The sequence below is a fragment of the Geomonas sp. Red276 genome, from assembly GCF_054784495.1.
Genome location: NZ_BLXW01000004.1, coordinates 32,689 through 57,055, shown reverse-complemented (window position 1 = coordinate 57,055; position 24,367 = coordinate 32,689). Strand labels below are relative to the sequence as shown.

Annotated in this window: 18 protein-coding genes and 1 riboswitch; all 18 genes read right to left on the bottom strand. The window is 65.4% G+C overall.

Annotation, left to right across the window (positions count from 1 at the left end; genetic code table 11):
* Nucleotides 1-275 precede the first annotated feature (275 nt).
* Nucleotides 276-2,966, bottom strand: a complete 2,691-nt coding sequence (locus ACYVL5_RS04415) for a malectin domain-containing carbohydrate-binding protein (RefSeq protein ID WP_460594348.1) — start codon at nt 2,964-2,966, stop codon at nt 276-278.
* A gap of 130 nt (nt 2,967-3,096) precedes the next feature.
* Nucleotides 3,097-3,172, bottom strand: a riboswitch (cyclic di-GMP riboswitch).
* Between the two features lie 104 nt (nt 3,173-3,276).
* Nucleotides 3,277-5,514, bottom strand: a complete 2,238-nt coding sequence (locus ACYVL5_RS04410) for a heparinase II/III domain-containing protein (RefSeq protein ID WP_460594347.1) — start codon at nt 5,512-5,514, stop codon at nt 3,277-3,279.
* 134 nt (nt 5,515-5,648) lie between these two features.
* Complete coding sequence (locus ACYVL5_RS04405; protein ID WP_460594346.1) at nt 5,649-6,818, bottom strand: glycosyltransferase family 4 protein; 1,170 nt, start codon at nt 6,816-6,818, stop codon at nt 5,649-5,651.
* Nucleotides 6,808-8,310 (bottom strand): lipopolysaccharide biosynthesis protein, encoded by a 1,503-nt coding sequence (locus tag ACYVL5_RS04400; protein WP_460594345.1) that lies wholly within the window; start codon nt 8,308-8,310, stop codon nt 6,808-6,810. Before ACYVL5_RS04400 ends, ACYVL5_RS04405 begins: the two co-directional genes overlap by 11 nt.
* Nucleotides 8,307-9,680: an O-antigen ligase family protein gene (locus tag ACYVL5_RS04395; RefSeq protein ID WP_460594344.1), complete on the bottom strand. Its 1,374-nt coding sequence runs from the start codon at nt 9,678-9,680 to the stop codon at nt 8,307-8,309. The genes ACYVL5_RS04400 and ACYVL5_RS04395 overlap by 4 nt, the downstream gene beginning before the upstream one ends.
* Before the next feature lie 67 nt (nt 9,681-9,747).
* Nucleotides 9,748-10,716 carry a glycosyltransferase family 2 protein gene (locus ACYVL5_RS04390; protein ID WP_460594343.1) on the bottom strand — a complete coding sequence of 323 codons (969 nt, stop codon included), beginning with the start codon at nt 10,714-10,716 and terminating at the stop codon, nt 9,748-9,750.
* Nucleotides 10,717-10,739: 23 nt separating this feature from the next.
* A complete protein-coding gene (locus ACYVL5_RS04385; RefSeq protein WP_460594342.1) occupies nt 10,740-11,876 on the bottom strand; it encodes a glycosyltransferase family protein in 1,137 nt (378 codons plus the stop codon).
* Nucleotides 11,877-11,885: 9 nt separating this feature from the next.
* A complete protein-coding gene (locus ACYVL5_RS04380; RefSeq protein WP_460594341.1) occupies nt 11,886-13,022 on the bottom strand; it encodes a radical SAM protein in 1,137 nt (378 codons plus the stop codon).
* A 22-nt stretch (nt 13,023-13,044) separates the two neighbouring features.
* The gene (locus tag ACYVL5_RS04375) at nt 13,045-13,953 is read right to left on the bottom strand and encodes a class I SAM-dependent methyltransferase (RefSeq protein ID WP_460594340.1); all 909 of its coding nucleotides are present in this window, start codon (nt 13,951-13,953) and stop codon (nt 13,045-13,047) included.
* Nucleotides 13,954-13,977: 24 nt separating this feature from the next.
* Nucleotides 13,978-14,115 carry a hypothetical protein gene (locus ACYVL5_RS04370; protein ID WP_460594339.1) on the bottom strand — a complete coding sequence of 46 codons (138 nt, stop codon included), beginning with the start codon at nt 14,113-14,115 and terminating at the stop codon, nt 13,978-13,980.
* Nucleotides 14,108-14,710, bottom strand: coding sequence for a GNAT family N-acetyltransferase (locus ACYVL5_RS04365; protein ID WP_460594338.1), 603 nt, complete (start codon nt 14,708-14,710; stop codon nt 14,108-14,110). The genes ACYVL5_RS04370 and ACYVL5_RS04365 overlap by 8 nt, the downstream gene beginning before the upstream one ends.
* A gap of 13 nt (nt 14,711-14,723) precedes the next feature.
* Nucleotides 14,724-15,854, bottom strand: coding sequence for a GNAT family N-acetyltransferase (locus tag ACYVL5_RS04360; RefSeq protein ID WP_460594337.1), 1,131 nt, complete (start codon nt 15,852-15,854; stop codon nt 14,724-14,726).
* Nucleotides 15,842-16,951 carry a polysaccharide deacetylase family protein gene (locus tag ACYVL5_RS04355; RefSeq protein ID WP_460594336.1) on the bottom strand — a complete coding sequence of 370 codons (1,110 nt, stop codon included), beginning with the start codon at nt 16,949-16,951 and terminating at the stop codon, nt 15,842-15,844. The genes ACYVL5_RS04360 and ACYVL5_RS04355 overlap by 13 nt, the downstream gene beginning before the upstream one ends.
* On the bottom strand, nt 16,948-19,536 hold the full coding sequence (locus tag ACYVL5_RS04350) for an RIFT barrel domain-containing protein (RefSeq protein ID WP_460594335.1): 2,589 nt from the start codon (nt 19,534-19,536) through the stop codon (nt 16,948-16,950). The genes ACYVL5_RS04355 and ACYVL5_RS04350 overlap by 4 nt, the downstream gene beginning before the upstream one ends.
* Nucleotides 19,502-20,770, bottom strand: coding sequence for a glycosyltransferase family 4 protein (locus ACYVL5_RS04345; protein ID WP_460594334.1), 1,269 nt, complete (start codon nt 20,768-20,770; stop codon nt 19,502-19,504). Before ACYVL5_RS04345 ends, ACYVL5_RS04350 begins: the two co-directional genes overlap by 35 nt.
* A complete protein-coding gene (locus ACYVL5_RS04340) occupies nt 20,767-21,294 on the bottom strand; it encodes a serine O-acetyltransferase (protein ID WP_460594333.1) in 528 nt (175 codons plus the stop codon). Before ACYVL5_RS04340 ends, ACYVL5_RS04345 begins: the two co-directional genes overlap by 4 nt.
* Nucleotides 21,287-23,170 carry an asparagine synthetase B family protein gene (gene asnB, locus ACYVL5_RS04335; protein ID WP_460594332.1) on the bottom strand — a complete coding sequence of 628 codons (1,884 nt, stop codon included), beginning with the start codon at nt 23,168-23,170 and terminating at the stop codon, nt 21,287-21,289. Before asnB ends, ACYVL5_RS04340 begins: the two co-directional genes overlap by 8 nt.
* Entirely contained in the window at nt 23,170-24,342 is a 1,173-nt protein-coding gene (locus tag ACYVL5_RS04330; RefSeq protein ID WP_460594331.1) for a glycosyltransferase family 2 protein, read from the bottom strand. The genes asnB and ACYVL5_RS04330 overlap by 1 nt, the downstream gene beginning before the upstream one ends.
* Nucleotides 24,343-24,367 lie beyond the last annotated feature (25 nt).

The following is a 24,367-nucleotide window of genomic DNA, read 5'->3' as shown; positions in this document are numbered from 1 at the left end:
GGACACCTCAATGCTTAGCTCACCACCAGACATAGGTCCGGCAGAGAATCGAAAAGAAGGCAGTCATCATCACTCCGCGGTACCGGCCTCTGGTCTCCCGGGAACCGGAGACCGATGGGCCTCCATCTACCATGATGCCTGTTGCGAAAATGGCGGCACGTACCGGACGTTGCGCCGCAGAAACGGCGAGGGGCGGCCCGGCTTATCCGCCGGCCCGCCCCCCTCCGAACTGTCCGCCTCTACAAGCGGCGGTTCAAGTCTGGTTTGGCGATACTCTAGGCACCTTTCACCATAACGGCATGCACGAGCGCGTTGTTGACGACGCTGATGAATTTGATGGTGAGGGTCCCGTTGCTCACGGTCACGGGGATGGTGACGTCGTAGGCATTGTTCATCCCGGCCTTGGCATAGACGTCGAGGTTGCTGATCACCGTGGTCCCGCCGATGGCGACGTTAAAGACCCGTTTACCGGAGGCGGAGAAGTAGGTCTCGGCAAACCTGAGGGTGACCTTGTAATTCCCATTGGGGAGCGAGGTCTGGTAGTAGAAGTTTCCGTACCGCCCGGTCTGGTAGAGCTTGCCGTCCGTGGTTCCGTTGATGGTCGCGCTCGTGCTGGTGAGGCTTCCCCCGCTGTACTTGGCGTCGGCGAGATAGGTGTCTCCGGTGGAGCTGGTGTACTGAGGACCGCCGGAGTTCACCGCGAAAACGGCGCCGGTGGCGGTGGTGGTGCTGGTGAAGCTCGCGGCGATGGTGTGGTTGGCGGTGACGTTACTGAAGGTGTAGCTGGAAACGGCACCCACCGACGCACCGTCGACCGTTACCGCCGCGATCTTGTAACCGCTGGCCGGGGTGATGGTGAAGCTCTGGCTCCCTCCGGAAGGGACGCTCACAGTACCCGAAGGAGAGATGGTCCCGCCGGTCCCGGCACTGGCGGTGATGGAGCTGGCCGCGACGGTATTGCTGACGGTATTGCTGACGGTAACGCCGACCGAGGACGAGGTTCCGACGTTGCCGGCGGCATCGTAGGCCTTGGCCACCAGGGTGTAGGAACCATTGGCTTGCGAGGTCGTATTCCAGGCGAAGGTATAGGGGCTCCCGGTCAAGGTGCCCAGTAGCGTGTTGTTCAGGTACAGCTGGACCTTGCTGACCCCGACGTTATCGGTAGCGGCGACCGAGACGTTCACCGTTCCCGAGACCGTGGAACCTGCGGTCGGGGAGCTGACGGACGCGGTCGGGGGAGTGGTGTCCGCAGGGGCAGGTGCCGTGGTGGCAGCACTCTTAGCCGGCAAGGCTCCTATGTTCACCTGCCCCGAGACCCTGGGCTGGCTGAAGAAGTCGGCGGGGGCCGACGCAAGCACGGTGGAGGAGCCCGCGTTGATGGCAGGGCTGTTGGCCTGCAGGGTGTAGTCGGAGGTGGCCAAACTGGTGAAAAGCGGATCGCTCTTCAGGTAGTTGCTAGCCCAGGGAGGAGCCGCCAGTCCGGAGTTCGCGCTGCTGAAGAAGATGTTGTTGGAGTTGGACGCCGGCGGAACCGTGGTCGAGGTGAAGTAGTCGAGGTTGTGAGTATCGACCAGGATGTTGTTCCGGTAGTCTACCGTCCCGTTGAAAATCTTGCTGCTGGCGCCATACCCCTCGATGGTGTTGTTGTAGATGTTCACCTTGCCGGTGTAGCCGGTGGACTCGATCCTGATCGGCGACTGGGCCCAGGGATAGGAAGGATCGGCGATAAAAAGGTTGTCGTGCAGCTCGATTCCGGCCGGAATCGACGCGCCGCAGTCGGGGTTGAAGTTGAAGGAGTTCGCCCGCTGGTTCTTCACCACGTTGTGATGAATCCTGAAGGTCCCGGTCCAGCCACCGCAAACCCCGGTGTCGTAGATATGGATCCCCTGGTAGATGGGGTTGTTGATGAAGTTGCCCCAGGCGATCTCGTAGGCGGCAAGCTGCGAACCGGTCCGGTTGCTGACGTAGAAGAGGTGATGATAGGTGTCGCTCGTGCCGTTGGCCAGGCCGTAGTCATGGATGTAAAGACCGAGCATCTCGAGGCCGCCGCCACCGGAGTCGTTCTCACCGCAGCCGATGGCTCCCGACATCGAGCCGCCGGTCCAGGCTGTCCCGTTGGGGACGGTGATCTCGTCGCCGGTGTACCTGGCCCCCTTGAAGCAGGAAATGGCGCGGTCAATGGTGACGAGCTTCAGCTTCGAGAAGTTCCAGTAGGTGTTGGCGTTGTACCAGTTGCGAATGACCGAGCCGCCGTTGGCGGAGGTGCCGCCGGTGCAGGTGACCCTGGTGTTGGGATAGGCTATGACGCTGAAAGGCGTGGTGGGCGATCCGACGAGCGCGGCATCGCTGCCGATTACGAACTCGTTCGAGTTGACCCCGACGTTGTAGACGATGTCCCCCGGGGCGATCTTGCCGTTGTTGCCGGACATGGTGCTGGCCATGGTCGCCCAGGGGCGGCTCCACGAACCGTCGCCGTTGACGTCATCGCCCCCCGCCCGGATGAAGAAGATCTTCCCGGCGCGGACGGTGAACGGGAGGGAGTTGGACGCTACCCCGTCGGCGGTGATGCTGATCTGGCCGGCGCCATTGGCCGAGGCGGCAGGTAGCGAGAAGGCAACCTCCCTCATCTTGTGGTAGGTGTAAAGATCGGAGGGGCCACCCGGGAGATTGCCGTCGGCAATCTTCTCGTAGTAGACATGGGCGGCGGGACGTTTGACGCCGAGAGAGTCGGTGAAATAAACCTGGATGCTGCTTCCCGAGTAGTTACCCCAGGCGGTGACGATGGTGCCGTGCTGCGACGAGGTTAGCCCCCCCGCGCCATCGGTGTTGCCCGATTGCGGTCCCGAAATTACGTCAGTGAAGTTCAAAACTGGACTGGCAAATGCTCCTACCGGTGAAATCGACAATAGCACCAGCACTGTCAACAACGAACAGATGCCGAAGATGCTGCGTCTTCTACCCTTCATTGCTACCCCCTTTTTGTTACGTTGGCGTTTCCCGCATTGGTTTGGGGCAGGTGATAGAGCCGCCGGCTTGCGAGCAGAACGCAAAAAAGCCGGGGAACCGAAACAGCTGGCATGTATACCAGCAAGATATTTCGGCGACCCGGCTGTCTCGCAGAGACCCTTAGGCTTTCCGTCCCACCCTCGCGGAGGGTTTAGTATTGTCGTCTATCCCTGCGTTTTGTTCGCCATTATTGCCCTATTATTCCGAATATTTGTGTGACGGCCGTCACCAAAAAGGATGCCAGCCGCCCCCGCCTTTGCCTGAAACTAGCTAGTGCGGAGGCTGATGCCGGTATACCAGGAACCCCTGGGCGGAAGAGGACCATCTTCCGGCCGGGGATCTGGAGATCGTGAAGAGGCCATCTTTCACCTTCACGTCGAACTTCCGGCGGGGAGCCAGGTTGCCGATGATGTGGACCGCTTCCCGGTCGGGACCCGGCAGCGCGTAGGAGAGCCGCAGGGTGGCGGGCTCGTCTCCGAACAGCACCACCCGGGTGGCATTGTCCTTCACCACCTCCACCCCCCTACCCTTGTTGCCGATGGCGACGACCCTCCTGAAGCTGGCCGGGTTCCCCCCTTCCGCATCCGAGATGTCCAGCACGTTCAGGAAGAGATCCGTCTGCGCCGGGACGGTGGGGATCAACTCGATCCGCCAGGAACCGGCGACCTGGTAGGGCGGCTTCAGCGCCCCGTCGGGTTCGAGCAGTTCCTTATCATCGTAGTTGGCCGGCACCTCCCGGTCGATCCAGAACTGGTACCCAGCGCCTCCTATCTTCCTGATGCTGACCGCCTCCGGAAAGAGCGGCGTCAGAACCAGCCTTCCCCCTCCATTGACGACGGTGATGGAGTCGGCAGCCGGAAATTCGGCAATCCCCGGCTCCATCCCGGCGGAGATCTTTTCGCTTCCGCGGTAGAGCTCCGGCTCCCCTACCGTGTGCAGCAGCCACCGTTTCGCAAACGATGGCTCGCGGGCGTCCACCCGGTCGTGAACGACGAAGGTCTTGAGATCCTTCAGATAGAGAAAGGTCCTGACGAAACGGGAGAGCTGATCCGTTGCGTAGGCGCGGCTGGCGTCCCCGATGGCGACGGCGTAATCGCGCTCTTCCTCGAAAACGGTGTGGGCGTAGGGAAGCGGGGGGCGGCCGGTCAGGTTGTACCCGGGGATGAGCTGCCCCCCCTCGGAGGTCCCCCACCCTTTTTCCTGGCGGGGATAGTCGACGAGCACCGTGTTGGCGGAGATCGACTTTCTCAGGTACTTCATGGTGTGGGGGGCGTCCCATCCCATGTAGTATCCCGATTTCCCGGTCAATTCCCCTTTGTAGTAGATGTTGAAGCTGTTATTCTCGGGGTTTTGGTGCATGTTGTAGAGCGGCTTCGCGCGGAAGGAGGAGAAGAGGTCGCCGCCCCCCCCGACACCAGAACGGATGTAGGCGGTCCCCTGCCCTTCGGCAAAGAAGGTGGGGGGAAGCGCCGCTACCTCGGCGGCACTCTTGGCCGCTACGCTGTCGTCGTCGTAGAACATCTCGATAAGACTCAGGGCCGCCTGCGGGTAGCTCGTGGGTTGCGGGAAGCCGGGGGTGAGGTTCGCGAGGTACTTGAAGTAGCCGTTGCCGTAAACCTTGGCAAGTATCAGCAGGGGTGCCCGGCTTCCCTTCTTGATCTCGTCGCCGCCGGCAGCCTCGTCCACCCGGTCCAGCAGGAGGTTCGGCTTGCGCGCATAGATGATGTTTAAAGCCATCCCCGCCAGGGCCTGGGCTTCCTGGAACACCGGCTCGGAGGTGGCCGAGGACCAGGACGCGAGTTCCACCGGCATCCAGTGCAGAACCCCCTGGCCGTCGAAGAAGTAGTGCCACCCTTCCTGCCACCCTCCCCCATTTTTCTGCGCGGTGTTGATCCCCCTCACCACCCTCCGCTCGAAATCCTTGGCGGCCTCCAGGAGCTCCTGCACGCCCGGCAGCCCGGGATCGTCCAGGCCGAGGGCCGCCATCCCGAGGATGAAGGTCCCCTTATCGAGGAAGAACATGTTGTGATACTCGTCATGAACCGCCCAGGGCGTCTTCGCAGGCGGTACCGCCACGCCGTCGTAGTTTCGCTTCATCTTGCGGAGGTCGGCCACCAGGGCGTTCCTGATGATACGGCGGTCCTCTTCGGTCATCGCGTTATAGCACCAGTCGTACACGAAGGAGAGGCCGGTGACGATGTTGGCCCTGGCCACCATGGCGTCCCAGCCGTTTCCCGGGTCGAAATGGGCGGGGACCAGCTGTTCCTTGGCGATGCGGAGGGCGGTGGCGACGTAGGGGGCGTCGCTGCGACCGGCCGCTCGCTCCGACATCGCGACGTAGGCCGCCACCATCGCCTGGGACTTCAGGTTCACGTTCAGCATGCCCCCCTTGATCCTGCCGAGGGCCATCGCCTCGATCGCGCGGTAACGGGGGGTAGCGGCAAGAGTGGCCAGGCGGGTAGCATCGTTGGCGGTTATCAATAGCCGCGGGTGGGACCGCGTTGCCATCGGACTTTTGGGCTGTGGTTGCCAGGCAAGGCTCCCTTCGGGCGCGCAGGCCGAGACCAGCAGGAACAAAAAAAAGCCACATCCAAGGCTTGCGAATCTTCCTTTCATCGCCATCTCCTCACCGGCATTAGCTCCTAGGGCGCCTGCCGGGAACTCCCCAGAACCGGTTCGATCACCTTCCGGCAGTACTCCCTGGCGACGGCGTCCCAGGTCAGGCTCTCACGGACCTTGCGCTGGGCGGCCTCCGCCATGCCCAGGCGAAGCGCGTTTTTGGCCAGCAGCTCCCTGATGGACGCCCCCCACGCCTCCTCGTCCAGCCCGTCCAGCAGCATGCCATCGACGCCGCTCTCGATGACGTCGCGAGGTCCGGCGGTCGGCGTGGAAAGAACCGGCACCCCGAAGTACATCGCCTCGAGGACCACCATCCCGTAGATCTCGTAGTTGCTCGGCAAAAGGAACAGGGAGCTTTGCCGGTAGAGACTCGGAAGGGACTGCTGGGGGATCTTTCCCACCACCCTGACGTTGCCGATCCTCTCGGCCGCGGTCCGCCGCGAGATGCGGTCGAATTCCGGCCCGTCTCCCGCCATCACCACGGTCACCGCCTCGCCTGTCAACTGCTTCGCCACGTCCAGAAGGAAGTCGACGTTGCGGCGCCGTTCGAAGACCCCCACGTAAAGGACGATGGCATGCGCCTCGGAAATGGAGAGCTCCGCTTTCCAGTCGCGCTCAGTCCCCTGCTGAAACGGGGTCGGGTCGAGGCCGACGGGAATGACCTGTACGTTGCCGAACCCCTTCCCTTCCATGTGCTCCCGCGCCCGGTTGGTCTTGGCGAGGGCCAAAGAAAGGGCGTCGCGCAACGAGGGGAGGAGCACCCGGTCGTAGCAGCGCTGAAAAGCGGCCCTGATGCGGCCGGTGAGCTGCTGGTACATCCCCTGGTACACCACGACCGGTATCCCGTGTCTTTGCCCGTAGCGGGCGACCAGGTAGGAGGTCAATTCGTTTTCCTCATTCACCTGGATCAACCGGTACTCCCCCCGGCGCAGCAGGTCGGGCAACTGCGGGTAGAGGGCGTGGTCGATCTGCGGGACGGTGATGAAGGGGACTTGGAACAGGCGGATTTCACCGCTTCCCGGCGCCTCCACCGGCTGGCAGCTGACCGCCCCCCGGCCGGCCACGAAGACGTCGACGCTGACCCCGCAGCGGGAGAGGCCACGGGCGAGGCCGATCTCCTGGACGTTGTAAAAGCCCTGCGACAATACGTGCCCGGTCGGGCGGACGATGGCCATCCTGATGTCATGATTCATGGGAGACTCCTATCTTGGAGAGAAGGTAGCTCCGCTCGGCGCCGTTGAAGACCAAAAGCAGGCTCAGCAGGGAGTAGAGCAGCGTCACGGCGAGCCAGAGGACCACCAGCATCGGGTAACTGGCGGCACGGAGCCCGAGCCCCTGGAACACGGAAACGACGACGGCGCTGACCGCCACGGGAGCGGCCAGGCTCTTGAAGAAGTATTCGGAAAAGCCGATCTTGAACTCCTTTACGATGATGAGAGGGAGCAGGCATCCGTTGCACAGGCAGGCGGGGATCAGGGTCCCCCAGGCGACGCCGATCATGCCGAAGCGGCGGACCAGGACGAGGCTCAAAACCAGGTTGAGCGCGGCCTCGGCGAAATTCAGCTTGCTGAGCAGCTGGTGCCGGCTGGTCCCGAAAAACCGTGCCACGGCCATGGACTGCCCGAGCGAAAGGACCTTGGCCAGGGCAAGGGTCACCAGAATCGGCCTCACCGTCTCGCCGTAGCCCTTCCCCATCCAGACGCCGATGAAGTCCCCTCCCAAGAGAATAATCCCGCAAAACAGGTAGAGGGTGAAAAGGAGCGTGAACTTGGAACCGACCAGGAAGCTTTCCCGTACCTGCTCCCCTTCCCCCCTCGCATCGAGTTGGCTGATGTAGGGTACGAAGACGCTCGAGCCCGACCAGACGATCTTCTCGAAGTAGGTGACCAGGTTGGTGGCGATGGAATAATAGGTGACGTCGGCCACCCGGAGGAAGCTCCCCACCACGATCTCGTCGGTGAAGTTGATGATGCGCGACGAGAAGGAGACCACGAAGCTGTGCACGCTGTAGCCGAAGATGTCGGGGATCAGCGCCTTGGTGAAGTAGCGGGGGTGGTACACGATGTGGGGGCAGTTCTTCTTGACCACCAGGTAGACCCTCAGGTTCTTGCCGATATCGAAAAAGACCTGGACCAGCACCAGCCAAAGGAGGTTGGGGGAGGCGCTCAGGACCAGGTAGATGCAGATGTTCCTCATCACCGTGTTGGTGATGTTGATCCGGTTGGCGGTGGTATGCTCGAGCCTGGCGATGAGGACCGCGTAGGGGACGCTGAAGGGGAAGGTGAAGGCGAAGTTGAGGCCGGCGATCAGCACCACCAGCTTGCAGAAGGAGGCGTGCCCGTTGAGGGCGAAGAACGCGTCGAGCCAGAAGGCGAGCAGACAGCTCGCGAGGGCGGCCACCACCCCCAGCCAGGAAAACAGCACCAGGGTGGTGTTGAAGAAACGGTTCAGTTGCTCGTGGTCGCCGGTCGCCTCGTACTGGGAGACGTAGCGGACGATGGCCCGGTTCATCCCGAGGTCGAGCAGGGAGAAGTAGCCGCAAAACGACATCGCCAGGGTCCAGACGCCGTAGTAGAAATCCCCCAGCCGGTGCACGAAAAAGGGGGACATGATGAAGGCGGTGACCATGGCGACGGCCATGTTGGCGTAGTTGGAGCCGGCGTTTCTGAGGATCTTGCCGATCATGGCGTGGGGGCCTCGGAGTAGGCCGGCGAAGCTGGGCAAGCGGCCATTCCGGGTTCTCCGCAGTCGTTTTCCAGCCGATCGGCCAGGTAACAGGAGAGGGTAAGGTTCCAGTAGAAGTAGTCCACCAGCATCATGTTGCTGAAGAAGGCGGTCACCAGGAAGCCGGCCAGACCGCAGTTGATCAGGTTGAACAGCTCCAGGCGGTCGTCGGGGCGTCCGCGGTACCGCTCGTTAAGGATGCGGCCGCGCCCAAACGGCATGAACAGCATGAAAAAGTAAGGAAGGGAAGATAACATCCCCCCCTCCACCAGCAGGTTGAGGAAGGTGTTATGGGTGTGGGTGAGCCTGCTTTTGCCGTCCTTCAGGAAGGTATAGCCGTAGAGGGCGGAGTTGGTCTGCTCCTTGAAGCGGGCAGAATACTCGACGCTGGCCGCGGAAAAGTTGAGGTTCCCCACCCCGAGGAGGGGGCGGTCGGAGATCATCTCCAGGGCGACCTGCCACAGGAGCTGACGGGAGGCGGAGGAGTAGTCGGTGAGCTCGGCATCCTCGACATCCTGCACCTTCATCTGCTGCATCCGCTCCAGATAGCCATCGGGTACCCAGACCGCGCCCGCTATCAGCAGGAGGCCCCCGCAAAGTATGAAGCGCTTCTTCCGGTTAGACCTGAGGAACATGAGCACGGTGGCCAGGCAGAGCCCCAGGAACCCCGCCCGCGACTGGGTCAGCACGATCATCACCAGGTAGACGGTCACCGAGAGGAGGCCAAGCGATCTCGTCCACACGTCCCGGCTCCTGGTCAGATACACCGCCAGCGGAAGGTAGAGGATGTAGATACCGGTCACGGCGCAGCGGTCGGTGATCGAAGAGCCGAAGAGCCTCTCCACCAGGACGTTGCCCCTCAGGTGCTGGTCGATCCCCCAAAGCCCCATGAAAAGGAAGAAGAAGACCAGGAGCTTCAGGTAGAGGTTGAAGCCGGCGGCCCCGCGGCGGATGAGGATGGCGTAGAGGCAGCCGCAGAAGACGAGCACCTGCGGCATTTGCTTGAGGTAGTAGATGCTCCCCTTGGGGGCCAGGAAATCCGTGAAAGGGCTCATGTAGGTGGAAACGTACAAGGCAGCCAGGAAAACGAGGAAGCACTGGAAGAACCCTTGGCGAAGCACCGCCAGGAGGTTTTCCTTGTAGATGAGGCAGCTTAGGAAAAGACAGCTAATGGCGGCGGCGAAGACGCCGGAAATCGCGGTGTTACCGTAGGTGAGCTGTTCGGGACGGATGACGGAGATGAAGCTGTAGTACACCGCGCCCCAGTACGGCTCCAGGAAAGCGGCGAGCGACAAGAGCGGAAGAAGAAATTTGAGAATGAGCACCCTCATGCCGGTAAAGCCTCCTTGACTCCTCAAAGCCGGTGTAGCTCTTGCTCTCCCGCCACGAGCCGAAGCGCTACCTGCGGTTAGGGAGGGTAAGCTCCATAAGTTCCCCTGCCAGGGCCGACGAGCGGGCCAGCAGGTAGGTTGCCGCCACGGCATACTGCTGCAGCAGGCTCCCCAACCCCTCCGGCCGTTCCCCGCTTTTCACCAGGTAAACGAGCGGAAGGGCGGAAAGCGCAAACGCTCCGGCCAGCGTGGCCCCCGGACGCCCCAGCAAGGCGGATAACGAGAAGGCAGCGGCAGCCAGCAGGGTGAGCGCCGGTACCGCGAGGCTCGGGGCCTCGCGGAGGGGAAAGCCGTCTTTTGCGAAGCAGCGCAGGGAAAAGCGCCCCCGGGCCCGCTCCCGGTGAAAGAGCTCCGCCACCGTCCTCGATTCGCGCAGGTGGACCACCGGGTGGTTGCGGTCGAGGAGCAGCAGGCCGTAGTTACGCAGCCGTTGGGAAAGGTGGTAGTCCTCGCAGCTTAAGAGGGTCTCGTCGAAGCCCCCGATCTCTTCGAAGTAGCTCCTGACCACCAGGAGGTCGGCGCTGGGAAGGTAGGAGGCCGGGGCCGGGGAGTCCCCGGCGGCGTGCAGCGGGCGGAAGACGGCGGACCAGGCTCTCTCCACCCAGGTCCGCTCCCCGGCCGCCGGCAGGGCGGGAGCGGCCGCCGCAGCCCCCCCGCGGTTTTCCAGGTGCCCGGCAAGTGCCGTGAGCCAGCCGGGTGGCAGGAGGCAATCGGCATCGACGAAGGCCAGGAGGGCACCGCGTGCCTCGCGGGCTCCGAGGTTGCGGCTGGCGGCCGCCCCTCTCCGATCGTTCAACAGGACCCGGCCCCCGTGGGAAGCGGCGACCTCCCTCGAGCCGTCGGTGGAGCAGTTGTCCACCACGATGACCTCGATGGCGGCCGGGTCGGCGTAGAGGCTCCCGATGGCCGCCAGGCATCGGCCGAGGTACGGCTCCTCGTTGTAGCAGGGGATGATGAAGGTGACCTTGGGCAGCATGGGTTTCCCTCTGACCTCGCCGATCATCGCCTGCCGACGACGGCTCGGTAGATATCCAGATACTCTTGCACCATCGCGTCGAACGAGAAGGAGCCTTCCACCCGCCGGGCGGCCTTGAACCCCATCTCCCGGCCGAGCTCCGGCGCCGCCAGCAGCCTGAGGATGGCGGCGGCCAGCGCCCGGTCGTCATCCACCTCGACCAGGTAACCGGTCTCCCCCTCCACCACCACCTCGCTGTTCCCCCCTGCCCTGGTCGCGACCGCCGGTACCCCTTGCGACATGGCTTCCAGCAGGGTGATCGAGATCCCCTCCGAGAAGGAGGTAAGCAGGAAGAGTTCCAGCAGGGGGTAGATCTCGAGGAGGTCGTCCCGCAGCCCGAGGAAGCGGACCCGGTCCTCGACACCGAGCTCCCGGGCGAGATCCCTCAGGACCTGCTCCTGGGAGCCGAACCCGGCGATCAGCAGCACGGTCTCGGGGCGCTCGGCCGCCACCTCCTTGAGGGCCCGCAGCATCATGGCGATGTTCTTGATCGGCTCCAGCCGGGCCGCGGTGCCGATCAGCCGGTCCCCTTCCCCGACCCCCAGGGCGCGCCTTTTCGCCGCGGCATCGAAAGATGGGGGCTCGCTGAGCCTCACGCCGTTATGCACCACCTGGATCCTGCGGGACGGGAGGTTATCCACCGCGACCATGGCCTCCTTGGTGCAGTGGGAGATGGAGACCAGGCGGTCGAGCCCGAGGGCCAGGAGCGGGTTGACCATGCGCCGTTTCCAGCTCGCCACGTCCGGGTAGAGCCTGCCGTGCTCGGTGTAGACCACCCCCCTCCCGGCGGCCAGGAAGGCGGCCGGTACCGCGTAGAACATGGGAGTGTACTGGTGGGCGTGCACGACCTCGATCCGCTCGTCGATCATGACCCTGGCAAGCCACCTCACGATGGAGAAGTCGAATCCCCGGGCGCGCGTCCGGCAGAAGATCCGGTATCCCTCTTCCTGGAGCCGTTCCCCCAGGGCACCCACGCAGTGCAGGCAGCAGACCACCGGGGGATTGGCGGAGAAGACCGGGTCACGGGCCAATTCGTAGACGAGCCGCTCGGCGCCTCCTCCCGGAGCCAGGGAGAAGACCACGTGCATCACCTTCGGTATCCTCTGCGCCAACCGGGCCATCCCGTTCTCCTAGAAACGATGGTAGACGCCGCTCTTTTCGGCGGCGCGCAGCAGGTAGTACTTGGCGGTGGCAGCCAGCGACGAGTTGTGGTAGGCGCTGACGTTGCAGTTGAGGCAGAGGGGAAGCTCCCCCGCCTTTTGGGCCGCGATGAAACGGCGGTGCCGGGCGCTGCCCCAGATCTCCCCGGCGCCGTCATGGAGCAGGTTTCCCAGCACGTAGCCGCGGTAGAAGGGACAGGGGGAGACATCGCCATTGGGGCTGATGGTCGTCAGGGTGGTGGCCACCCGGCAGACGGCGGGGGGATATTCCCCCTTCAAAAATGTCGCCTCGCTCGTCGCGTAGTAGGTGCTCCAGCAGACGTAGACGCGGTTCCGGCGGCTCTGCATCCGCCGCACCATCGCCTTGAACTCGGGGAGCTCCTCCGGGGTCATCAGGTGCGATTCGCCGTCGGCCGGCATGAAGAACGGCTCCGGCAGCACACCGTCCAGGGCGGAAGCGGCCACATTGCCGGCGCTGAACTCGGCCAGCGGGCGGGGATAGATGGCGGAGACCGGGAACTGCTCGAGGAACTCCACCAGGCGGGGGAAGTTCCGGAAATTGAGCCGCGACAGGGTGCAGACGATCCCGAGCCCCGGGAGCGTCCGCTCTCCGCGTAGCGCCACGAAGCTATCGAGAGCACCCCGGATGCTGGCGAAGTTCCCCTCCACCCCCCGCACCCGGTCCTGCGCCTCATCGAGGTCGTCGATGGAGAAATAGATCATGTCGAGACCCGCCTCGATCAGCCTGGCCAGGGTATCGTGGTCGGTCAGGTTCCCGTTGGTCGGAAAGTAGCTGCTGATCCCGAGCCTGCGGCAGGCGGCAATCACGTCGAAGATGGCGTCCTTGCGCAAAAGGGCGTCGCCGCCGAAGATCTCCAGCGAGCGGACGCCGAGGCCGGCCAGCCGGGAGACCGCCGAGAGCCACCCCTCGCGGTCGAGCTCGCCGGCCGGGCTTCCCCCCATCTCCCAGATGTTGCAGGTCCGGCAGCGGTTGGTGCAGCGGTAGGTCAGGAAGGCGAGCGCACAAAAGGGGCGTACCCGCAGATGGCAAAGCTCGCGTGTCAGGTTTCCGGAGAGCTCCCGGGCGACTCCTCGTATCAGGTCCATACCGCCTCCGCGGATGCCGTCACTAGGTGCGGCTGCAGTTCGTGTTCTGCGCCTTGAGAAGAACCAGCTCGCCCAAGGCGTTCACCAGGGGGATCCTCTCCAGCCGGCGGCTCAGCCAGGCATCGTCCAGGGAAAGCCTCCCCGAAAAGGGGACGTGGATCGAGATGGGGTGCGCTTTCAAAACGGCGAGGTGGTGGCCGACCTCCTCGGCCAGCTCCCCAACGGAGAAGCGGTGGTAGAAGATGCCGCTTTCGTGCCGCCCCTCGCGCGGCAGCCCCTGCAGCCGCGCGCTCAGGTGGTAGTGATAGGCGTTGCAGACGAAGTGCCCCCCCGGCCGCAACTGCCGCGCGATCTCCCGGTACAGGCCGTCCCGCAGCTTGGCGGTCGGGAGGTGCTGCAGCATCTGGGCGGAGAGCACCAGGTCGAAGCGCCGGGGCGCCGTCTTGAAGCTGGTGGCGTCCGCCATCACCAGCCCGGCCCCCCTCCCCGGCGGCATGGTCCGCGCCAAGAGCCTGAGCGACTCCAGGGAATAGTCCACCCCGAGGAACTCGGCGGCCTGTTCGGCGATCCGCACCGAGTACCTCCCGGTGCCGCACCCAAGCTCCAGCACGGACTTTCCGGCCAGCGGGCCGAGCATGGCCAGGGTCGGCGGGACCTCCTTGAAATCGCCGGCGGGGGTGCAGTAGTTATGGTAGATGTCGGCCTCCCGGTCGCGGGCCACGATCTCGGTCGCGCAGATGGGATTGAGCTCCTCGTGCCGGCTCATCAGCAACAGGATGCCGCCCCGAACGGGGTAAAGGGCACCGCACTGTCTGCAGCGCGCTTCACCGCCGGTCACCGGGTCCTGCGCCGCCCCATCCAGGATGAGCTCCGCGCCGTCGTCAGGGCAGCGGACCTGCCGCAACAGCTCCAGGGAAAAGCCCCCATACATGGCAATCCTCCTTTTCCTCTCCGGTCAAAGCTCGACCAGTTGGATGTTCTTTGGTTCCGCGACCCCGAGCCCCATCCGGGCGGCCCTCGCGATGTACTCGGGCTGCGGCGTCAGAGGCGACTCCTCGCGCCGGGCGCCCGGTGTGAGAGGGGTGTCAGCCATTGAGAGATCTCCCGGCGGTGAGTGCGGCTTCCGGGGCGAAGCTGTAAAAACGGACGCCGCACAGCCTGAGGTGGCTGATCTTGCGGATCTCCCGGAACCCCAGCCCCCGGTAGAGCGACAGCGAGGTGACATTCCACTCCGGTATGTGGCAAAAGAGGTAGCGCACCCCGCGCCGCTGCAGCCAGGCGGCGGTCGCCGCGGCGAGGGCCTTGGAGAGCCCCTCCCCCCTGAATTCGGGTGCGATGAAGGTGTCGCAGATAAACGCCTCGTCCCCCTTCAGGGTGATCTCGCGGTCGAAGTCCTCCACGTACGCCCGCTGGCGGGCGACCTTGATGTAGCCGGCGATCTGGCCCGCGCTGCAGATCAGGGCATAGTGGTGGTTCCACCGCCGGGCCGCCTCCACCTCCTTGGGGACCAGGATCCAGGGGAACTCGGCCGCCTGCCGGCGCAGAAAGGCGATGGCGCCGTCGAGGTCGTTGAATTCCACGCTGCAGCCGGTTGGAAGCACCGCCTTGCGGGGTTGCAGGTGGCAGCAAAACCAGATCGCGCTGTTGGCGTTGTACAGGGTCCTCTTTATCGTCCTCACCAATTTCATGGTTCCTCCGTCGTTATCGTTGGCGCCGCCAGTTCCTGGCCCGGTCCCGCAGGGCCCGCCCCAACCGGACCGTTGCCAGCTCGTGAAAGGCCGCCAGCCGGCCCCGGGGGCGGCCGTTGAAGACCGTGAGGCAAACGTGGGAGGTGGCGTGGTCGCACCAGCGCCTCTTGTACTGGTCGAAGCTCCCCCCGAGATCGAGGCGCCGGATGGAGCCGCCTCTCTGAAAGAGGCGCTTCACGATCTCCATCTCCAGGAAGGTCCCCGGGGAGAGCCAGGCGAAGCGCTCGTCGTAGGAGGCGCGCATGGCGTACTCGATGCGCGCCCCCCGCACGTGGAATTCGAAGGCCACCGTGGCGCCGTTCAACTTGAGCAGCCAGAGGGAAAGCCTCCCCTCGGCGGCAGCGGCGCGGGCCAGTTCCCTGAAGAAGGAAGCGTTGACCGGCTCGGCCAGCGAATCGCCGATCGCATGGGTCCAGCTCCTTTCGGCGACCTCCCGCACCCCGCTCCACTCCGCGAGAAACTCCTCCCACCCCACCACTTCGCACACCTCCCACTCTCCCGCCTGGTTCATGCCGCTGGTGACGCGCCGGGCCGCCTTGCGAACCTTGGTCGGGCGCCCCGCCAGGAAGGGCTCCCACTCCCCGGCCACTTCCACGAAGGGGGAGGCGAAGGAAGGACGGAACTGGTGACGAAGCCGCCGCTTTTCCAGCAGCCGGGCCACCGCGTCGCGGTTCGGCGAGGAGACCGGGATGTTGTTAAGCTGCAGCACGTCCCAGTCCCCGCGCCCTTCCAGGAAGGCCAGCAGCCCCTCCAGCACCTCCTCCCGCCGCCGGGAAGCGACCAGGAGGTCGTTATGGAGCGAGTTGCCGTTTTCCATGAAGCTGAGGGCGCGGACCGGGAGGCCGTGCATGAAGAGACGCCTTTTCATGAAGGGGCAGATCGCCAGCACCGTCTCCCCTTCCCTGACGACCACCACGTTCAGGCGGGCTCCCGCCGCGAAATGCCCCCACCAGCAGTGGTACCAGGAGGGGGTCATGAAAGGGGTTCCCCGTTCGCCCAGCTCGGCCAGCAGGGTCTCCCAGTGGGCCCCGATCCGGGTAAGCCGGTCCTCCTCGGTAATGATCTCGCACTCTAGAGGGACCATGATCTCCCCCACCCTTTGCTCCCTTGGCCGGCCGTTTCAGGGGATAACGATCGCGTGAGCCGGACGGCGAGCCTGCGCGCCTCGGCCCGCAGGTGCAGGGCACCAGAGGTTTTCAGGCGGAAGAAGTTCTCCTCGGAGGAGGCGTCGTTTCCCGCGGCCACCCTGCCGATCCCCAGCGGATCTCCGCCCCCCCAGGCGAAGAGGGAGTTTTCGGTGGTGAAGGCGCAACGGTAGCCGCAATCCCTCAAGAAGCGCTGGTGCTCCGGGAGGTAATCGAGGCCCGGGCGGCCGTTGGGATAGCAGAAGACTTCGGCCTCGTGTCCGAGTTCCCGGCAGAAGCGGGTCCGGGGAAGGAGCAGTTCCCTTTCCAGGGCATCCTCCCCGAGCTCGGTGAGGATACGGTGGGTGGCGGTGTGGACGCCGAAGCCGACCAGCCCCGAACGCTGCATCTCGCGCGCCTCGTCCCAGTCGAGGAGATCGAAGTCGGCCGGGAAATCGCTCCTTTTAAGCGGCACCAGGCGGCGCAGCGTCGCCATCACCTCGTCCCGGGCCGCTTCCCCCGCCCGCTTGAGCTTTTCGACGGTTAAGACGTAGGCCTCCCAGGCGCGGCCCGCGCGGTACTCTTCCCGGGCGGCGCCGTCCGGGAGCGCGAGCGGGAGGTCGGCCCGGGCGGCGGTGACGATCAGCTGGTAGAGCTCGTCGAACCAGAGGATGCGGCCGGTTCCGATCAGGTCCACCGGCAGGAAAACGGCGGCGGGGACGCCGAGTTCCCGGAGCACCGGGAAGGCCGTGGTGAAGTTGTTCCTCAGGCCGTCGTCGAAGGTGACCAGGGCGGCACGCTCGGGGAGGGAGCCGCCGGAGCAGGCGGCCACCACCTCGGGGAGCCCGACCATCCGGTAGTGGTCGCGCAGGAACAGGAGCTGGCGCCGGAAGTCCTCCTGCGGGAGCTGGGTCCAGACCGGGGGATCGAAGGGAGCGCCGGTCACCCCGTGGTACATGACCACCAGGAGCCGCCCGCGGTTGAGGTACCTGAAGAGGGCGTCGCCCCCCGCCCGGACCAGGGCCCGGCTGAAGGTCGCGGCAAGGGAGGATCTCATGTCCCGCTCCGCGACCGCAACCTCGCCCTGAGCCAGGTCATCTCGCGCTTCAGGCTGGTCTCCCTGAGGGCGGCAGCGAGTTCGGAGAGGATCCTCCGGCTTACCGAGAGCGGCCCGAGCGTCGGGGTGGGTGCTCCGACCCTCTCCACCGCGGGGGCCGGCGGGGGGGCGGCGGACACGCCTACCGAGAGGGCATGCGCCACCCAGCCGTTTTGCAGCATGAGGGCGAGCGGCCTCGTGCAGTTGCTGGTCGGGAAGCGGTCGAGGTCCGCCACCGCGGCAGCCGACAGCTCGCGCGCCTTGGCGAGAAAGCAGGCCCGCGCCTCGCCATCGACATAGCGGGCGGCGTGATGGAGTACCGCCGATTTACGGAGCTCCTGGGCGGCCCAGGTCTCGTTGGGATAGGCGAGCTTCTCCGGGCGCTGCAGGTACGGGTACTCGTTGGGGACCATCCAGGAGGCGTAGGCGAGGAGCGTTTCCCTGCCAAAGGCGTAGCCGGCGTCGTACTGCTCCAGCTCCTGCTTGAGGTCCAGGTACTTGGCCACCGCGGCCAAAAGCACCGTGTAGGACCAGGCCGCCTCCGGTTCCAGGAGGTTCCTCGCCACGATGTCGTCCGCGGGATGGATCGCCTGGCGGAACAGCTCCTCCGCGCGCTCCAGGTACTTGGCGTCGGCGGTGACCAGGAAGGCGTCCAGGGCGGCGTTCAAGGCGTTGCCGGTACCGCGGGTCAGGGGATAGCGCGGGAAGGGAGCGCCGCAGTTTTTGCGCAGGTTCGCGACGTAGGTGAGGGACCTCTTGATGGTGCCGAGTATGGTGCCGCCGGAGAGGGAGCGGTAGCTCCAGTCGGAGAGGTCGAGGACGGCATCGCGGAAGTCGCGGTTGCCGGTCAGCACGTAGTGCAAAAGGAGGCCGGTGGTGTAGCAATGTTCGGCGGCCGGCCCCCCGCCGTAGTGGCTCGGTTCCCTGGCCTCGAGGTGCTCGCGGGAAAAGGTGCGGTGGGTGGCGAGGCCGGCGGGGAGGTAGTGCTCCGTGTGCCAGAAAAGCCCCCCGTTGTACTCCTCACGGTCCTGCTTCGTGTGATAGAGGTCGATGTCGAGCACGTGCCGGGCCAGGTCGGCGGCCAGCTCCTGCCAGCGCGGGTCGCCGGTGGAGAGGAACTTCCGGTAGAGGCCGCCGCAGAGGTCGTACTGGTTGTTGTAATGGGAGACCATCGGGCGCTCGCCCCGGTGATAGACCGCCTCGTGATCGGCATAGACCTCGCCGAAGTTGCGCCAGCCGTACTCGTCGATCTGCTCGCGCCTGGCCAGCAGCTCCTCGGGAGAGGTGAGGAAACGGTCGACGAGGTCGGCCCCCTCGCCCGAAAGGGGGGGAAGATCGGCCAGCACCCCGGCGTCCCGGCAGCTCTGCGGCGATACCAGGGCGCAAAGGGGTGCCCACAGCCAGGGCTCGGGCTCGGGTGCCGCTACGAAATCGACGGTGAAGAGGGTGGTCTTCTGCTCACCTCCCTGCAGCTCGTGGGGCGCGGGGGAGCCATCCGGAAAGAGAGCGACCTTGAGGGAGCGGGCATCGCCGGAAAGCGCCTTGGGGAACTCCTGCCAGAAGCGGGGGATGACCGCCAGCACGCCGTGTTCCCCACTCCCCACCCAGAGCGACGGGGTGGCCCGTTCGCCCTCATAAAGGAGGCTCTCCCCGCGATTTACCAGGTAGCCGTGGGAAGACGCGTAGCAGCGGCCGTCGGCGGCACGGTGGTTGGGGCTGATCCGCATCTTCCCGCCGCTGGAGACCTGGCAGATGGAGAGCGCTCCGGAGCCATCAGCCGAGATGGGGGGCGATTGCGGCTCGGGGATCAGCACGAGCTCAGGGGATGCCTGCTCCGGGCAGGGGAACACCCAGGCGAGCTCCCTGAACAGCATGGAGCCCGGATCCCCCAGGTCCCACAGGCCGCCGGGGTGCTGGGCCGCCGATGGGTTGAGGAGGGTGAGCTCAATCCCGACGCAGCTGCGCCCCGAGTAAAAATGGAGGCGGCAGCTGAAGAGCGCCCGGGCCGGCTCCTGGAAACGGCCGGTCAGGCGCAGCGTGGTCCGTAGCGCGCCGCGGGTTTCGAGACCGATGGCCTCGACCAGGGCGGGACAGCTCTGGCCGTCGAGCAGGGTCAGCCGGAGCCCGTCGCCCCCGTCCTGCCACGGCAGGCCCGGAACGCCAAAGGAGGCAAAGGGGAGCAGGTGCTTGGTGTCGACCAGGAAACAGGCGCCCCCGGTATCGACCCGCCAGCTATCCTTTCCAGAGCCGATCTCGATCCCCACCGGCAGGGGGGCGGGGTCGGAGACCGGGATCAGGGTGTAGACTTCCCGGCTGGCGGCGGGGACGTTAGCCACGAAGTCGCAGAGGAGCCATTTTACCGACTCGTCCGGCCACCGCCCCACCACCTGCGACTGAACCGGGCACGGCACGCCGCGCGGATCGAGCAGTTGCACGCCCCCTCCCCGCGGCAATTCACCCCTGGCCAGGGGAACCGAAACGGTGATCGGCTCCCCTACCCGGCCCCGTCCCTCACTCTCGATAACCCAGATCTCTTTCGCCACCATCGCTTCGCTCCTCCAGGATAGCCCCATGGGCCGGTAGGGGACCGTGGCCGGTAAACCAGGCGTAATACTGCTCCATCCGCCTGACCCGCGCCTCAAAGCTCAACTGCCGCTCCACCTTCTCGCGCGAGAGGGCCGCACACCGGTCTCGCAACGCGGGCGACCGGAGCATGGTCACCACGTGGGCGGCCAGCTCCTCCACCGCCCCGGCCGGGGCCAGATAACCATCGACGCCGTGTTCCAGCACTTCCGGAATCCCCCCCACCCGGGTGGCCACCACCGGCACCCCCATAGACATCGCTTCCAGCATGGTGTTCGGCATCCCCTCGCTGACCGAGCTCATGAGGAAGAGATCGAAGGAGAGGTAGACATCGGCCAGATCCTCGCGGTGGCCGGTGAAGCGGACAACCTCGGCAAGCCCAAGTTTCGCGACCTCGCGCCTGGCAAGCTCCAGTTCGTTCCCGTAGCCGTCCCCCACCACCACGAACACCGTCCCCGGCAACTCCCGGACCACCGCCGCCGCCACCCGGTAGAAGGTGCCCAGGTCCTTCTCCGGCGTGATGCGGGCCACGGTGCCGACCAGCAATCCCCCCGGCCCGATCCCCAGCTCCCGCCGCAGCACGGGCGATCCCTGTCCGCGGCTCCAGGCTACGGGGTCTATCCCGTTGGTGAGGACGGCCACCTTGTCCGGCTTGAGGCCGTTAGCTACCAGCCGGCTCTTGGTGTCGGAGGAGACGGTGAGAACCGGCGGGAGAAAGCGCCGCATGAGGAAGATCTGCACCCGCTGGCGCGCCTTGAAGGCGAGGAAGCGCTTGAGGGACGGGAGCTCCTGCCGGCGGCGGACCGCGTGGGAGTGGCAGGTGCAGACGATGCGGAGCGCCGGCCTCGCCAGGCTCAAGAGCCACCCGTAGAGGAGGGTCTTGTCATCGTGGGCGTGAAGCACCTCGATCCGGTGCTCCTCGATCAGGCCGGCCAGCCTGCGCAGGCAGCGGAGGTCGCAGAGCCTGCCGTCCTCGATGTCGAGATAGCGGAGCCCGAGGCGTTTCGCCATGGCCGGGATGGCGAACTCGCTGTCTTTGGGCTGGCGGAGGTAGACCACCAGCACCTCCACCTTGTCGGGGTCATGGCGGGCCGCCGAGTTGAGGACCGTCTTGTCGGGGCCGCCCCCCCCCTTGTAGGTTCCCCGGAGTTCCATGACCCGGATGGCCCCCGCTTTGTCACCGGTTGTTTCCCTCATGCGACGCTCCCGTCGGGATACCTGAGACGGCACTTGGCGCCCAGGGCGGTGGTTCCCGGCGGCATGTCCCTGGTGACCACCGCGTTCGCGCCGATGACGCAGTTATCGCCGATGCTGACCGCCCCGATGATCTTGGCCCCGGCCCCGATCAGCACGCCGTTGCCGATCACCGCCGCCTGGCCGCTTCCCCCCCGGTCCCCAATGGTGACCCCGTGGTAGACCGTGCAGTTCTCCCCGAGTACTGCCGAGGGGTGAAAGACGATGCCGCCGAAATGGTGGATGCGGAGCCCCTTGCCGATCCGGCAGGCCGCCGGGATCGAGATACCGGTGGTGATCTCGATGAAGCGCTCGCAGAAAAGACGCAGCGGCTGGCCGGGGATCCCGTTCCGATGCAGCCAGTTGAAGAAGCGGTAGACCAGGATCGCCTGCAGCCCCTGCGAGCAGAGCCCGGCGGCCAGGGTGCGCACGGTCGCGGACGAAGAGGCATTGAGCCTGTGCAAGTCTCCCCGGACCAGCTCAAACATGGCCGCCTCCCAGGTACTCCCGGTGCCACAGCGCGAACATCAAGAGCGTCCAGAGAAGGGTCGCGTGGTCCAGCCGGCCGCTTTGGTGCTGGTCCCAGATCCTCCGCACCTCGGGAAGGGAGAAGTACTCCCCCAGCTCGGGGCGCCCCAGCAGGGACTCCTCGCCCAGTCCCCGCAGCTCGTGGCGAAGCCACCCCGCCAGCGGCACCGTGAACCCCTGCTTGCGGCGGTAAAGCACGTGCTGGGGGAGGACGCCGTGGAGGCTTCTCTTGAGGATGAACTTCTGCTTCCCCGAGGCGATCTTCAGCCTCCCCGGCAGGCGGGCGGCGAATTCGACCATCCGGTGGTCGAGGAAGGGGGCCCGGACCTCCAGGGAGTGCGCCATGCTCATCCGGTCCACCTTGACCAGGATGTCGCCGGGAAGGTAGGTCTTGAGATCGGTATAGAGCATGGAGGTGAGATGGTCGGCACCGGCGGTGCGGTTCCAGAAGCGGGCGGTGTAGGCACAGGGATCGTACCCCGAGCAGCTTCGCCTGACCGGTTCGGCGAGGAGCCGGTCCATCTCGGCGTCCTCGATGAAGCTGTTGGTCCGGTAGAAGGCCCGGGCCGGGTCGGAGAGCGCGCTGGTCGAGAGCGAGCGGGCCTTGCGAAAGAGCGGATGGTCCGAGCAGGAAGCGGCCAGCCGGACCAGCGAGAGCACGGGAGGGGGAACCAGGCGCCGGACCTGTTCCTCCTTCATTTCGACGGCGTACTTCCGGTAGCCCGCGAAATCCTCGTCGCCGCCGTCTCCGGCCAGGGCGACCGTCACCAGCTGCCTCGCCAGGCGGGAAACGTGGTAGGTGGGGACCGCCGAGGAGTCGGCGAACGGTTCGTCGAAGAAGCGGGGTAAAAGCGCCGCCGTCGGGGCCACCGACTCCTGCACCACGTACTCGTGATGATCGGTGCCGAAAAGATCGGCGACCTCGCGGGCGTAGGGGGCCTCGTCATGGGCCTGGTCGGTAAAGCCGATGGAGCAGGTCTTCACCCCTTTCCCCGCCGAGCGGGCCATGATGGCCACCACCGCGCTGGAATCGACGCCGCCGCTCAGGAAGGCACCCAGCGGTACGTCGGCCACCATCCGGCAGGAGGTCGCCTGCTGCAAAAGATCGAGGAGCTCCTCGCCGGCCTCAGCGGCGGAAACCCGCGAGGTGGACGCGAAGTCGACATCCCAGTACTCGCGAAGGCGCGGTTCGCCCTCCAGGGAGAGCTCCAAAAGGTGCGCCGGGGGGAGCTTGTAGATTTTGCGGTAGATGCTCTTGGGGGCCGGGATGTAGAGGTACTTCAGGTAGTCGGCGATGGCGGTCGGCTCGATCTCCGCACGGATGCCGGGGAGGCAGAGCAGAGCCTTGATCTCCGAGGCGAAGGCGAGGCGGTCGCCGCCGGCATGGTAATAGTAGAGCGGCTTTTTCCCGACCCGGTCACGGGCGAGGAGCAGCGTTTGGCGCTGCCGGTCCCACAGGGCGAGCGCGAACATCCCGTTCAGCATAGGGATGGCGCCGGCACCGTGCCGGGCATAGAGGGCGAGGATAACCTCGGTGTCGGTTTTACTCCTGAAGACCACCCCCTCCCCTTCCAGCGTCTGCCGCAGTTCCCTGAAATTGTAGATCTCCCCGTTGAAGACGATCAGGAAGCGGCCGCAGGGGGACGACATCGGCTGGTCGCCCAGCGGAGAGAGGTCGAGGATCCGGAGCCTGCGGTGGGAGAAACCGATGAAGGCGTCGAGATGCTCACCGGCCGCGTCCGGCCCGCGGTGGCGGATCGCTTCCCCCATCCGCCGCAGCAGCGCCAGGTCCGCGTCCGGGGCACAGCTCCTCGTAAAGCCGGCAATCCCGCACATTAGTCCCTCCTCCCCGGGCGGCACCCGGTACCCGGCGACCCGTCCCGCACCGTCGACCAGGTGCTGATGGTCCCCCCCCGCAGCCGGTAGTAGATCCCCAGCGCCGAAGCCACGTTCATGAGCACGAGATAGCACGGGAGGAACCAGACCTTGTTGCCGCCGGCGCGCCTTCTCAGTAACCAGCCGACTCCAGCGGAGGCGAGGAGCACGGCCGCCGCGGTCAAGGCCGCCAGCTCGAACGGTTTTCTCCCTCCCGCCACCGCGTCGTGCAGCAGCAGGGGGAGCAGCACGAGGACCAGGTACGGGGAGAACCAGCGCAGCAGCTTGTGAGACACGAGCTGCCAGGAAAAGGCACCGACCCGAAACGGGTTCAGCGCCTGCCGGACCCTCAGTACGCCGTTGAAGCTGCGGTTGACGATACGGACCTTGCGGGAAAATTCCTTTTCGAAGCAGCCGGCCGGCTCCTCGAAGCACACCGCCCGCGGGTCGAAGATACCGCGGTACCCCTTCACCACGATCTGCAGAGGGTTGACGAAGTCGTTGATGTCACTCTCCAGGAGCGGCTCGTAAAGAGAGCGCCTGATGGCGTAGATGGCGCCGTCTCCACCCACCACCGAGCACAAGGACGATTCCCACTTTTTGACCTGCGTCTCCAGGTCCCAGTAGAGCGATTCCATCCCCCCGGCAGCGGTCTCCTTCTCCTCCTGGTAGCGGGCGTTTCCCACCACGTAACCGACTTTGGGATCGGCAAAATGACGGACCAGGTAGCGGATGGCGTCCGGGCGGTACATGGCGTTGGCGTCGGAGAAGACCACCACCTCGCTGGAGATTTCCGCCAGGGCAAGGTTAAGCGCCGCCGTCTTGCCGCGCCGCTCCCTTGCCCGCACCAGCCGGACGCCGCGGCTGGCGTAACGGCGAACGATCAGGTCGGTACCGTCGTCGGAACAGTCCGATACCACCATGATGGTGAGCTTTCCTTCGGGGTAATCGAGGGCGAGGGAATTCTCCATCTTCTCTTCCATCACACCCGCCTCGTTATAGGCGGAGACGACCAGGGTGACCGCCGGGCAGTGGCTGCTATCGGAGCGGTGCGGGTTGGCGAAGAGCCAGGAGAAAAGCCGCAGCAGCAGCGGGTAGCCCAGGTAGGTGTAGAGAAGCAGCAGCAAAACCAAGATGGTAGGAGAGCTCCCCGACATA

What these genes read in the sequence shown, in the direction of transcription:
- ACYVL5_RS04415 (WP_460594348.1), bottom strand. Translation starts at nt 2,966, where the DNA reads ATGAAGGGTAGAAGACGCAGCATCTTCGGCATCTGTTCGTTGTTGACA.
- ACYVL5_RS04410 (WP_460594347.1), bottom strand. Translation starts at nt 5,514, where the DNA reads ATGGCAACGCGGTCCCACCCGCGGCTATTGATAACCGCCAACGATGCT.
- ACYVL5_RS04405 (WP_460594346.1), bottom strand. Translation starts at nt 6,818, where the DNA reads ATGAATCATGACATCAGGATGGCCATCGTCCGCCCGACCGGGCACGTA.
- ACYVL5_RS04400 (WP_460594345.1), bottom strand. Translation starts at nt 8,310, where the DNA reads ATGATCGGCAAGATCCTCAGAAACGCCGGCTCCAACTACGCCAACATG.
- ACYVL5_RS04395 (WP_460594344.1), bottom strand. Translation starts at nt 9,680, where the DNA reads ATGAGGGTGCTCATTCTCAAATTTCTTCTTCCGCTCTTGTCGCTCGCC.
- ACYVL5_RS04390 (WP_460594343.1), bottom strand. Translation starts at nt 10,716, where the DNA reads ATGCTGCCCAAGGTCACCTTCATCATCCCCTGCTACAACGAGGAGCCG.
- ACYVL5_RS04385 (WP_460594342.1), bottom strand. Translation starts at nt 11,876, where the DNA reads ATGGCCCGGTTGGCGCAGAGGATACCGAAGGTGATGCACGTGGTCTTC.
- ACYVL5_RS04380 (WP_460594341.1), bottom strand. Translation starts at nt 13,022, where the DNA reads ATGGACCTGATACGAGGAGTCGCCCGGGAGCTCTCCGGAAACCTGACA.
- ACYVL5_RS04375 (WP_460594340.1), bottom strand. Translation starts at nt 13,953, where the DNA reads ATGTATGGGGGCTTTTCCCTGGAGCTGTTGCGGCAGGTCCGCTGCCCT.
- ACYVL5_RS04370 (WP_460594339.1), bottom strand. Translation starts at nt 14,115, where the DNA reads ATGGCTGACACCCCTCTCACACCGGGCGCCCGGCGCGAGGAGTCGCCT.
- ACYVL5_RS04365 (WP_460594338.1), bottom strand. Translation starts at nt 14,710, where the DNA reads ATGAAATTGGTGAGGACGATAAAGAGGACCCTGTACAACGCCAACAGC.
- ACYVL5_RS04360 (WP_460594337.1), bottom strand. Translation starts at nt 15,854, where the DNA reads ATGGTCCCTCTAGAGTGCGAGATCATTACCGAGGAGGACCGGCTTACC.
- ACYVL5_RS04355 (WP_460594336.1), bottom strand. Translation starts at nt 16,951, where the DNA reads ATGAGATCCTCCCTTGCCGCGACCTTCAGCCGGGCCCTGGTCCGGGCG.
- ACYVL5_RS04350 (WP_460594335.1), bottom strand. Translation starts at nt 19,536, where the DNA reads ATGGTGGCGAAAGAGATCTGGGTTATCGAGAGTGAGGGACGGGGCCGG.
- ACYVL5_RS04345 (WP_460594334.1), bottom strand. Translation starts at nt 20,770, where the DNA reads ATGAGGGAAACAACCGGTGACAAAGCGGGGGCCATCCGGGTCATGGAA.
- ACYVL5_RS04340 (WP_460594333.1), bottom strand. Translation starts at nt 21,294, where the DNA reads ATGTTTGAGCTGGTCCGGGGAGACTTGCACAGGCTCAATGCCTCTTCG.
- asnB (WP_460594332.1), bottom strand. Translation starts at nt 23,170, where the DNA reads ATGTGCGGGATTGCCGGCTTTACGAGGAGCTGTGCCCCGGACGCGGAC.